Here is an 11,157-nt window from a genome sequence, read left to right on the forward strand (position 1 = left end):
CGGACGGACTCGACCTCGACCCGGCCGAACTCCGTACCGCACTGCTGCGCCTGTTGCGCACCTTCACCGACTGACCTTCGCACTGCCGTCCACTCGCGGCCGCGTGTTGTGTTCCCACGGCGCACTTCCTGCCGATTGTCACCGGGATTGCACCAAGGGTTGTGGCCGGAGGGTCTTGGTTTTGAGCCTCGCTCGCGGGACCGCCGCGCCGACGGCAGCGAATGGCTGTGACGACGTGTACTGCGACCCGATGCAAGAGGTTCTCCATGACGCTGAGCGCCCCGCCCGGAATGTTGGCATGGGAGACCAAAATCATTCAGGGAATCGTCCATAGCAAACCGCTCCGGCTGACCACGCGGCCGCCGTACCCGCCCATGGAGATGCGTCGGCACCGGCGGCCACCGCCCCGGCCAGCGCCCCTGGGGCCACCCATGCGGGCGTTCCGGGTTCACCCGCCTCGACCACGCCGAAGAATGAACAGCAGCGGACAGGCGGTCAGCAGCAGCGCGCCGGGAAGGTCCAGCGGCGGGGCGCCCTGGGCCACGGGCCGGTCACCCTCGACCAGGAAGACGGCCGCCGACAGCACGACAGGATGAACGGAACCGAGACCAGGAAGATCCACCGCCACCCCAGGGGGGCGGTGATGATTCCGGACAGGACGAATCCGAGCACGAGACCGCAGCTGGCCACCGCCGCCGACACGCTGGCGCCGCGTCCCTGCTGGCGGCGTGGTCGCCGGCTGCGGAAGCGGGCGGCGGAACCGGGCGCCGGGACTCCATGGCCCGTGCCGACGAATGGAAGTGTATGTCCGGCCGCCTGCCTCACCGGAGTGTGACTTCCCTCGGACCGTTGAACGGAGCCAACGAGAGCACGGTCTTCGGCGTCCGCAGCTCCTCATTCTCCGCGAACAGCTTCCGCGCCGCATCGAAGGGAACGTCGTCGCACACCACCAGTGAGACCTGGTCGTACAGTTCACAGGTCGCGTCCGTCATCTCCCTGTTTCCGCCCGCTCCCGTCCCCCAGGTGTCCCACAGCAGCGTCTCCACCTTGTTCAGTGCCGCGAGATCGATCCGGATGTCGTGCGCCACGAACCACTCCCCGAACATCCGTCTTTCCTCCGGGAGGCGGAGTCCGAAAGTCTTTGGGTCCGCCTCGCGTGCTCGGATAGCCTGCCATGCCTTGCCCGCGACCAGAAAGCGGTTGCGCGGTACGTCCATCGGGTCGAAGTCCACCTTCAACGTGTCGCTGACCACCGGGTCGGCCAGTTGCGGATCGGCGAACCGCCAGTCCCGCTCGTTGTCCCAGTACTCGGTGACCACGTGGTCGTCGTTGAATCCATCCGAGCCGAAGTAGTCGGCGAACCCGGACCGCAGTCGGGCGGGAATCCCCGCGTGGCGCAGGAACGAGCAGTACAGCAGCGCGAAGTCGCGGCACACGCCGACGAACCGGTCACCGACCTCGCGCCGCTGCGTCAGTGGGGCGTCGTTCCGCTCAATGATGATCCGCAAGATGTCATCGAGGTAGCGCGTCTCGGCGTCGTTGTGCAGGCGATCCTGCGTGATGACATGGCGGAGCGGTTCACCCTCCAGACGGTGGACCATCAGATCTCGGGCTGCACGGGCAAGGTGAGCCGGATCATCCGGTAGGTCGCCGTAGAGCCGGGCGAGGCCGTTGGGATCGGAGAAAGCGCTCTGTGCGGCATAAAAGGCGGCGGTGTCCTGTGCGAGGAGAGCAGATGGCATGGCTGAACCCCCTAAAGGCATCGGTCATATGTTCGATTTCCGGGCCGGTGCACCTCACCGTGCCAAAATCTCTCCGTAATTGTCCAGATGGCTTGTGCCGACGGTTGAGCCGCGTGCGCCGGGTGACCCGAAGGGGTCACCCTTCCCATTGGTCAGGCTGTGGACGTTTCCCTCGCTTCGGCGCGGGGCCCGTTCGGGATTCCGCGTTTCCCCGTGGTACCGGGTCCGTGTCTGGGCGGTGATCCCGGCCGACCACCACCGCGTCCACCCTGCCATCCCTTGGCCCCGCAACCTCGCCCATTGCGGCACCACGGCTCTGCGCACCATCACCCGCGACCGCGAACCCCACGTCCTCAAAAGCCCGTTGGACACCCGCGGCTCGCGGAGCCCGAGCCGAGCGAGCACGCGGTACGCCTCGCTCCGGGAATCGGGCTGCGGGGGTACCGGCTCGGCGCCGGTGTGTCAGGTGCCGGTACGTCATGCCGCGATTCACGACGAGTTCATCCGAAGGAACGTCGCCGGCCTCGTCGTGCCTGCGCGTCCTGTCTATCCTCACGATCGTTCCAGGAACTTGTACTCCACAAGGGACGCTCGAAATTCCAAGTACGCACGAGAAGGAAAGACTTCATCATGAAGAAGTTCCGGAGAAGACGGGACCACCGGCCGGCCACCGCCGTCGGCGTCGCCGCGATCTCGGCCGGGCTGCTCCTCCCGCTCCTGGGGAGTCCCGCGGCAATGGCCGATTCCACCGCGGCGGCTCCGGTCCCTCACCCCGTTCAGTACGTGGACCCGCTCATCGGCACCAGCAACGGCGGCAACACCTACCCCGGGGCCAATGTGCCGTTCGGGATGATCGCCTGGTCGCCCACCAGCACCGCCGGCGACCAGACCAACACCGCCGCCGCCAACGGGTACTCCTACAACACCACCCGCCTGCGGGGCTTCTCCCTCACTCACATCAACGGCGCGGGGTGTCACCCGGGAGCAGCCGGTGACGTGCCCATCATGCCGTTCGCCGGCACGGTGGACTCCTCGCCCACCGCCGACACCAAGGACGCGAAGTACGCGGCGAGTTTCTCGCACACCGACGAGGAGGCCGAGCCGGGTCGTTACCGAGTGGGCCTCGACTCGGGTGTCACAAGCGACCTGGCGGTCAGCGAGCGCGCCGGCGTGGCCGACTTCACCTTCCCTGCGGACAAGCCCGCCAGCCTGCTGTTCCGTGTCTCCAACTCGCTGAACGGCAGCGAGGACGCCCACATCGCCATCGACACCGCGCACAACAAGGTCACTGGCTGGGTGGAGACCGGTGCATTCTGTGGCAGGCGCGCCAACGGAGGTACCCCCAACAACAACCGCAAGAGCTACTACCGCCTTTACTTCACCGCCGCCTTCGACCGCAGCTTCTCCAGCGTGGGCACCTGGCGCGACAACCAGCTCTCCCCGGGTTCCACCTTCGCCGGTGGCGGCGAGGGCTACCTGACAGGGGCCAGCCGCGCAGGCCGGGGCTCCGGCGGATACGTCTCTTTCGACACCTCGAATGACAACGATGTCCACATGCGTATCGGGATCTCGTACGTCTCCCTGGCCGGCGCGGAGGCGAACCTGCGCGGTGAGATCGCCCCGAACGCGAGCGTCGAGGATGTGGCGAAGGCGGGAAGGGGCGCCTGGGACCGGGCGCTGAAGTCCGTCAAGATCAGCGGGGGTGACGAGGACCGCCGTACCGCTTTCTACACCGCCCTCTACCACGCCCTGCAGCAGCCCAACCTGATCAGCGACCGCAATGGCACCTATGTGGGCATGGACCGCAAGGTCCACGCCCTCGCCCGCGGACAGAAGGCGCAGTACAGCAACTTCTCCGGCTGGGACCAGTACCGGGCCCAGGTGCAGCTGCTCGCCCTGCTCAAGCCGCGCGTCGCCGGCGACTTCGCCCAGTCGCTGTACAACTTCGCGCAGCAGAACGACGGGATTTGGGACCGCTGGGTGCACATCAGCGGCGCCACCCACGTCATGACCGGCGATCCCTCGGCGGCCACCCTGGCGACGTTCCACGCCATGGGCGTGCGCAACTTCGACGTCCAGGGCGCTTTCGACTCCCTGTACCGCCAGGCCACCGTGCCGCACGCGTCCGGGCTGTCCGACGCGGGATGCCCGGGCCAGTGCGAGGGCAATCGTCCCAACCTCGCCCAGTACATGAAATCCGGCTATGCCGCGCAGGATCAGTGCCACTGCTGGGGCGGTGCCGCCGAGACACTCGAGGACTCCGTCGCCGACGCGGCTCTCGCCCAATGGGCCCAGCAGCTGGGCCGTGACGAGGAGTACCGGACGCTGAGCGAGCGCGGCGGTTACTGGCGGAACGTGTTCAACCCTGCGGCTACCCCGACCGCCGGCTACATCCAGGCACGCAACGCCGACGGCTCCTGGGTGACCCCGTTCAACCCCGCCCGGGACCTCGGCTTCGCCCAGGGCAGCGCCGCCACCTACGTGTGGATGGTGCCGCAGGATGTCCAGGGGCTGGCCACCGCCATGGGCGGGCGCGACAGGGCAGCGGCCCGCCTGGACGACTTCTTCCACAAGCCCGACGGCTCCTGGTCCGTCCGCGGCGGCGACGCGCTGCGCTACGACCCCACCAACGAGCCGGGCATCCACGCCCCGTGGCTGTACAACGCACTGGGCAAGCCGTGGAAGACCCAGGAGACCGTCCGCCAGATCGTCGACACCGCGTACGGGACGGGCCCGGCCGGACTCCCCGGCAACGACGACCTCGGCACCATGTCGGCGTGGTACGTCTTCGCGGCGCTCGGCATCTACCCGAAGGCGCCGGGGTCGGCCGACCTGCTGCTGGGCGCCCCGGTCTTCCCGCACGCCGTCGTCGCGGGCGCCGGCGACCGCGAGGAGATCACGATCGACGCTCCCCGGGCATCCCGCACCGACCTGTACGTGGACTCGGTGAGCCTCGACGACAGGAAGCACGAGTCCTCCTGGGTGGACGGCTCGTTCGTGCGCCGAGGCGGCTCCCTGTCGTTCGAACTGAGCGACCGCGCCGACACCGGCTGGGCGACCGACCCGGCCACCCTGCCTCGCTGACCCGTTGATTCCGCCCGGCGAGTGGCCATCCCGCTCTCGCTCGGAGGCCTGACCATCGGTCGACGTCGCCATCACACTGCGGCGTCGACCGATGCGGGCTTGGGCGGGAGCGTCAGCGGCGGGCGGCTCCGCGGTGGTCGAGGCGGGCGAGGAGGCCGCGCACGTCGCGGCGGAGGCCATGCCGCTGCACCTGGACGCCGCCGCGATGGACAGATCTTCCGCATGCAACCCCGGATGTCCTGCGCGTGGCGATCAACCACCTCGAACACGGCACTCGTGTGATCGGCGCGCGTCGACTGCCGATCGCCACCGGCGCCTACGACCTTCGCATCGTCTTCCCTGGCTGGACGCTGCCTGGCGTCGTGACCGCCGGCGCCGCCCAGAACCTGGTCAAAGCGCAGAAGATCGCACCCGTCGGCCGATCGGACACATCGCCGGCGACGGCCACGGCCCGATCTCCTGGGTGACCGCCTGCGAGGAGGCGTACGGACCGCTGCCGGAAATCTGGTTCACCGACGCCGACGCCGACGCCGACGCCGACGCCGACGCGGACCAGGAAACTCTGGCCCGTTGCCGGGAGGCAGGCACCATGGTCGCCGAGTGGGACTGCTCCCCGCCCTTGAGCGCGGCAATGTCCGGGACGTCGTAGTCGAGCGGGGGAGAGGCTGGTGCTGCCAGTCGATGACTCCGCCGTGTTAGAATGCTTTGCGCTCCTGTTCGCTGACGTCGTCGTTGAACGGGGGAGGAAGGGGAAGCCATCCGATCCCCGCCGCAACACATGCTGCAGGCTCCAGGTCACCGACCTGGAGCCTTTTTTTGTCCCCAAGTTCCGGGACTCTCACCGGCGTTGCGGTATCGCAGGCCGCGAAGCCCTCAGGAGATTGCGAAGATCATGGATACCGAAGGATTTCCCCGCCAGTTCGCCCGGACCCGTCGCTTCTCACTCGGAGTTCCACGCGAATTCACCGTCTCCCCTGACGGTGATCGTGTGCTGTTTCTCCGCTCCGAATCCGGTGTCGTTCCGCGCGTCCAACTGTGGATGTACGAGAGGGGTGAGGAGCGCATCCTCGCCGGTCATGCATCAGCCGGGGGCGATGAGAAGGCCATGGAAGCAGAGCGCATCCGTCCCGAGCCGACCCGCGCGCGCTCGGCCGGAGTGCAGTCGTACGCGACCGACCGTCATGTTCGGGTGGTGGCATACACCGTCGACGGCTCGCTCTGGACCGTGCGTACGGACGGTGGCCTGCCACGTCGCATCCAGACCGTCGGCCCGGTGAGAGATCCCCGCCCCTCTCCGGACGGCGCCCTGATCGCCTACGTCACCGGAGGCGCCCTGCGCGTGGTCGGTACGGACGGAGCAGGCGACCGGCCGCTCGCCGAGCCCGAGACCACGGAGACCACCTACGGGCTGGCCGACTACAGTGCCGTAGCGTCCATCGGCAGGTCACGCGGCTACTGGTGGTCTCCGGACAGCAGTGCGCTGCTCGTTGCCCGAGTCGATACCTCCGTGGTGGAGCGCCGCTATCTCAGCGATCCGTCGGATCCCGGCCAATTGCCCCGGCCGGTTCGCTACCCAGCGGCAGGTACGGCCAACGCGATCACTTCGTTGCACCTTGTGACGGTCGCTGGCGGGCACACGCCGGTTCGATTGCCACGTCAGGCTCCTGAGAAGGAGGCTCCGGCCAACAGTTGGGGTCTCGCGTTCGAGTATGTCGTCACTGCCGACTGGCAGAACAGTGGCCCGGTGATCAGCCTTCAGACTCGGGATCAGCGCACGATGTGGGTTCTGCGGGTCAACCCAGTGAACGGTTCTGCCGAGCCACTGTCCCAGCAGGCCGATGAGAGCTGGGTCGAGTTTCCGCCGGGCGCTCCTCTGCACACCGCATCGGGAGTGCTGGTGCTACCTCAGGCCCGCGGTGATCAGCGCACGATCCGGATAGGCGATGTCCTCGCTCCGGCCGGGCTCCAGGTGCGCGCCGTGCTGGGGGCGGTGGGCGAAAGAGTGTTGTTCGCCGCGAGCGAGGAGCCGACAGAAGTGCATGTCTGGTCGTATGAACCTGAGCACGGCTTTGAACGGCTGACGCAGACTTCGGGGGTGCACACAGCCATCGCCGGGGGTGACACGCTCGTGTTGGACAGCAGAACTCTGGACGGGCACACCGTGACGGTGCTGCGGGGCGGAAAGCAGGTCGGCTGTATCGCTGTCCTGGCGGAAAAGCCGCTGATCACGCCCCGGCCAGTCCATCTGACGCTGGGGAAGCGACAGCTGCGAAGCCGACTGCATCTGCCCTCCTGGTACGAACCGGGCATGGCCAAGCTGCCGGTTCTGCTCAGCCCTTACGCCGGGCCCGGTATGCAAGTCGTGACAAGAGCCCACGGTTGGTACACGGCAGTGTGCCAGTGGTATGCCGAGCAGGGGTTTGCCGTGCTGGCGACGGACGGGCGCGGTACTCCCGGGCGCGGGGTGCAGTGGGAGCGAGCCATCCTTGGTGACAGGCTCACACCTGTTCTGAACGACCAGATCGACGGGCTGCACGCTGCGGCTCAACGGTGCGATGCCATGGACTTGGAACGAGTAGGCATCCGAGGATGGTCGTTCAGTGGCTATCTTGCGGCCGGCGCCGTGCTGCGCCGTCCCGATGTGTTCCACGCCGCGGTCGCGGGCGCGGCGCCGACCGACCGACGCCTGTACGACACGTATTGGGAGGAGCGTTTCCTTGGCCACCCGGACCTCCAGCCGCACAACTACGAGCGCAGTTCGTTGCTGTCACTCGCCAAAAATCTGACCCGCCCGCTGATGCTCGTTCACGGGCTGGCCGACGACAATGTGGCCCCAGCGCATACGCTGCGCTTCTCGGCGGAGTTGCTCGCGGCGGGTCGGCCGCACAGAGTCCTGCTGCTACCCGGGGTGGGTCACCTCGTGACAGGTGAAGGAGTCGCGGACACCCTGCTGCAGCTTGAGCTGGACTTTCTCAAGAGCTCACTCGGGGCTTGAGCACGGTCCGTCAGGGCGTTTCGGCTGGGCATTCGTGATGCCGGGGAGGCCGGGGGCGGCCCAGGCGTGGCAGGCTTCGCCGGATGCGTCCACAGAGTGGGCGCATCCGGCGTGCTCGCGTCTGGCGCAGGCGGGCCGGCGATTTCCCTCGACCAGCAGTCCGAGCTCTGCAGGGAACAGCACCTCAGCTGCCTCGGTCAAGCCCTCAACAGACCACCACCGCGCCGAGACACCGACCAGCCGGACAGCCCGACCCGGCCACTTTCAGGATGGCAACTCCCGCCTCAAACGGGCAGGGCGCGGGCGCGCGGAGACTGGGCTGATGGCGAAGACCTGCCGCCGACCGGGCGAGGCACGCCACAACGCCACCGCGTCAGACCGAAACTCCGCACTGTGCTTCGAGGGCCTTGCCCTGTGGATCTGCAGTTTTCTGGACCTGTCGAGGTTCATCGTCAGGTGTGTCCACATCCCAGGGGTCGCCTCGGCCTCTGCCTGACCCGTCATCATGGACCTCGCCCGCCGCCCCGTGCCGAGTGACGTTCAGGCCCGGCGGAACGCAGTCGCAGCAGTATGCCAGTGGTACCCCGGTATGAACTCCTGCTTTTATGCCAAGAGTTGACGGGTCTTGACATGTCTTGTCTGAACTGGTCAGCGTAGGCATGCGCTGTTGCAAACGATGGCAGGCTTCTTCGTGACCGGCTCACCCATTCATCCGCATCCGGACGTTGCGCCCCGGACAACGCTCGACGACCTGTTCCTGCCGACGCGTTCCACTTCTGAGGAGGACTCCGACATGTCATCTCCCACTTCCACGAAACGAACTGTCGCGGCGGTGCACGCCGCTCCGGTGTTCATGGACACCGAGGCGACCGTCAGCAAGGTCATCCGCTTCATCGAACAGGCCGGCCGGGAAGACATCGACCTGCTGGTGTTTCCCGAGACCTTCGTGCCCGGTTACCCGTACTGGATCGAGGTCTACGCCCCGCTGGACCAGCAGGGCGCCAACGCCGCCTACGCCGAGGCATCCGTCGAGGTGCCCGGTCCGCAGATTGCCCGGGTCCAAGCTGCTTGTGACCGCGCCGGGGTCGGCGCCGTTCTCGGTGTCAGCGAACGGCTCGCGGGGACCCGCACGTGTTTCAACAGCCAGGTCTTCATCGAACCCGACGGCACCCTTCTCGGAGTCCACCGCAAGCTCCAGCCCACCTACGCCGAACGGATTGTGTGGGCTCAGGGCGGCGGCGCCACCCTCAGCGTCTTCGACAGCACTCTGGGCCGGATCGGCGGTCTGGCCTGCTGGGAACACACCATGAACCTGGCCCGGCAGTCCCTGATCACCCAGGGCCAGCAGATCCACGCAGCAGCATGGCCCGGACTGTCCACCATGACCGGCTTCGAGACCGTCGCCGACGTTCAGATCGACGCCATGATGAAGACCCACGCGCTCACGGCGCAGGCGTTCGTCATCTCCGCCGGAAACCCGGTGGACGAGACGTGCCTGCAGTGGATGGACTCCACCGTCGGACCGCAGAAGCACATCTCTGCGGGCGGCGGCTGGTCGGCCGTGATTCACCCCTTCAACCAGTACCTCGCCGGCCCGCACACCGGCCTCGAGGAGAAGCTCGTCACCGCCGAGATCGACCTCGCCGACATCAACGCCGTCAAGGTCTGGGTCGACTCTCGCGGTCACTACGCGCGACCGGAGATCCTCGGCCTACGAGTCGACCGACGTCCCCTCTGGCATGACGAAGGACACCGCGAATGGCCTGCCGCCCCGAGCGACGGAACCGCCGCCCCGGCGGCCGAATCGGCCTGAGCAGACGACATCGGTTCCCGTTCCGTCGGTTACCAGGAACCTGCTCCACCCCGTCCACCAGCCGGTGTCGTCCACCACCTGCACGTGCGGACGCACCACCCCGACCGCCCGCCGGGCCAACCGCCCTCGGCCCGTGCCCACCGGCCAGGTCGAGGGCGTCATGAACTGCTGCAACTGCTGATGGTCCACGCCCAGACGTCCCGCCATCGGCTGCATCGACTTCCGACGCCCGTCCAGCAACAGACCCTGCAGATACAACCGGTCCTTCACGCGCTGATCCGCACGCGCCAGGGGGCGAAGGTCCCTTGGACGGACTCGCTGTACTTGCGGGGCCTTCGCTGCCAGGCCGGCCGACGGTCACATATGGATGCTCTGACCTGACGGATGGGGCGGCCCTGCGGAACGTGCGAAGTGACCGGAGCCAGGCCAGGAGCACCGTCCCGTCAGGGCACCCATGTCCGACCGTACGAGCTGCGGTGGTTCACCGCTCAGTGAGCTGCTGCATACGCGCTCACCCAGGCTGCAGGTACAGCCGGTGGCAGCCGCCTCAGCCAACCGGAACGGCGAGGTCAAGACCGTGTTCTATGTGGGACATCGTCAGGTCACGCCGCCTCCTGGTACGCGACCTTCCGGACTGGTGCTCCAGGGCTCTTGCTCCAGCAGTTGACTGTGCCAAAGACACCACCGACCTGTGCGGCCATGGGAGTGAGGTGCGTTTCCGTCCCGAGACCGCTTAACCTCTGCTGGTCAGCCCGGCCTCGGGCGGTTCAAAGGAGGGGTGTTCATGCAGCAGCGGGGAGGGGGCAGCGGGCTGAGAGTCGCGGCCTGGGTACTGGTGCCACTCGGGCTTGTCTTGGCGCTGGGAGGCATCGGGTACTTCTTCACGAACTACCAAGGGGTCACCGTCATGAGCCAGGCGATGGAGCCCACTTACCGCATGGGCGAGCGGCTGGTCATCGAGCGCATCGACGCGGGCGAAGTACGCAGAGGTGATGTCGTGCTCGTCCAAGTGCCCGATCGCTATGAGGGCGGACCGGTCCTGCAGCGGGTCATCGGGATGGGCGGCGATCACGTGGTGTGCGAGGGAGATCGGATCACGGTGAACGGGAAGCCGGTCGACGAACCGTATGTAATGCGCGGCGAAGTGAACCCGGCAACCGGACCGTACGACGTGCAGGTGCCGGAAGGACGGTTGTTCCTGCTGGGCGATCACCGGGGGAACTCGAACGACTCGCGGTTCTTCCTCGACGAGCAGTCAGGCAGCGTCGCGGCCTCCGGTGTGCTCGGGCGAGCACAAAAGGGTTTCGGTGCAGCGGCGGGGTGGGTGGTGATCGGAGTCCTCGGGATTGTGCTGACCCTGGTCGGGATCGGTCTGGGGATCGGAGGGTACGCGGCCGGGCGGAGTGCCCGGCGACCGCTCGCGGCTGTGCCGCCGTGGCCAGTGGTCTAAGCGCTGTCCCGTAACTACTGGTCAGGGGTGAGATGATCGTGCCGTGGCTGGTGTGATTACGGCGTCAGAGCCC

7 protein-coding genes and 2 pseudogenes are annotated in these 11,157 nt (G+C 67.4%); 6 read left to right on the forward strand and 3 right to left on the reverse strand.

Annotated elements, in window-relative coordinates; translation table 11 throughout:
• Nucleotides 1-390: 390 nt before the first annotated feature.
• Both IE107_RS34005 and IE107_RS34010 read right to left on the reverse strand, forming a co-directional pair.
• Nucleotides 391-789: pseudogene (locus IE107_RS34005) on the reverse strand (MFS transporter); the annotation flags it as partial.
• A gap of 32 nt (nt 790-821) precedes the next feature.
• The gene (locus IE107_RS34010; RefSeq protein WP_189548205.1) at nt 822-1,742 is read right to left on the reverse strand and encodes a transglutaminase-like domain-containing protein; all 921 of its coding nucleotides are present in this window, start codon (nt 1,740-1,742) and stop codon (nt 822-824) included.
• 630 nt (nt 1,743-2,372) lie between these two features.
• Between IE107_RS34010 and IE107_RS34015 the strand changes: the two genes are divergently transcribed.
• The 5 genes from IE107_RS34015 (at nt 2,373) to IE107_RS34035 (ending at nt 9,634) form a co-directional block, all read left to right on the forward strand.
• Entirely contained in the window at nt 2,373-4,826 is a 2,454-nt protein-coding gene (locus IE107_RS34015) for a GH92 family glycosyl hydrolase (protein WP_373302554.1), read from the forward strand.
• Nucleotides 4,827-5,071: 245 nt separating this feature from the next.
• Nucleotides 5,072-5,293, forward strand: a complete 222-nt coding sequence (locus tag IE107_RS34020) for a hypothetical protein (protein WP_189548206.1) — start codon at nt 5,072-5,074, stop codon at nt 5,291-5,293.
• Nucleotides 5,290-5,475 (forward strand): hypothetical protein, encoded by a 186-nt coding sequence (locus tag IE107_RS34025; RefSeq protein WP_189548207.1) that lies wholly within the window; start codon nt 5,290-5,292, stop codon nt 5,473-5,475. The genes IE107_RS34020 and IE107_RS34025 overlap by 4 nt, the downstream gene beginning before the upstream one ends.
• A gap of 243 nt (nt 5,476-5,718) precedes the next feature.
• Complete coding sequence (locus tag IE107_RS34030) at nt 5,719-7,821, forward strand: S9 family peptidase (RefSeq protein ID WP_189548208.1); 2,103 nt, start codon at nt 5,719-5,721, stop codon at nt 7,819-7,821.
• 793 nt (nt 7,822-8,614) lie between these two features.
• On the forward strand, nt 8,615-9,634 hold the full coding sequence (locus IE107_RS34035) for a carbon-nitrogen hydrolase family protein (protein ID WP_189548209.1): 1,020 nt from the start codon (nt 8,615-8,617) through the stop codon (nt 9,632-9,634).
• Between the two features lie 57 nt (nt 9,635-9,691).
• Here the strand turns inward: IE107_RS34035 and IE107_RS36320 are convergent.
• Nucleotides 9,692-9,928: pseudogene (locus IE107_RS36320) on the reverse strand (transposase); the annotation flags it as partial.
• Between the two features lie 490 nt (nt 9,929-10,418).
• Between IE107_RS36320 and lepB the strand changes: the two are divergent.
• Entirely contained in the window at nt 10,419-11,084 is a 666-nt protein-coding gene (gene lepB, locus IE107_RS34045) for a signal peptidase I (protein ID WP_189548210.1), read from the forward strand.
• The last annotated feature ends 73 nt before the right edge of the window (nt 11,085-11,157 follow it).

Origin of the sequence: Streptomyces gelaticus (assembly GCF_014649535.1) — a bacterium.
GTDB classification, from domain to species: domain Bacteria; phylum Actinomycetota; class Actinomycetes; order Streptomycetales; family Streptomycetaceae; genus Streptomyces; species Streptomyces gelaticus.

Coding starts and splice junctions, on each gene's coding strand:
- IE107_RS34010 (WP_189548205.1), bottom strand. CDS start 1,742: ATGCCATCTGCTCTCCTCGCACAGGACACCGCCGCCTTTTATGCCGCA.
- IE107_RS34015 (WP_373302554.1), top strand. CDS start 2,373: ATGAAGAAGTTCCGGAGAAGACGGGACCACCGGCCGGCCACCGCCGTC.
- IE107_RS34030 (WP_189548208.1), top strand. CDS start 5,719: ATGGATACCGAAGGATTTCCCCGCCAGTTCGCCCGGACCCGTCGCTTC.
- IE107_RS34035 (WP_189548209.1), top strand. CDS start 8,615: ATGTCATCTCCCACTTCCACGAAACGAACTGTCGCGGCGGTGCACGCC.
- lepB (WP_189548210.1), top strand. CDS start 10,419: ATGCAGCAGCGGGGAGGGGGCAGCGGGCTGAGAGTCGCGGCCTGGGTA.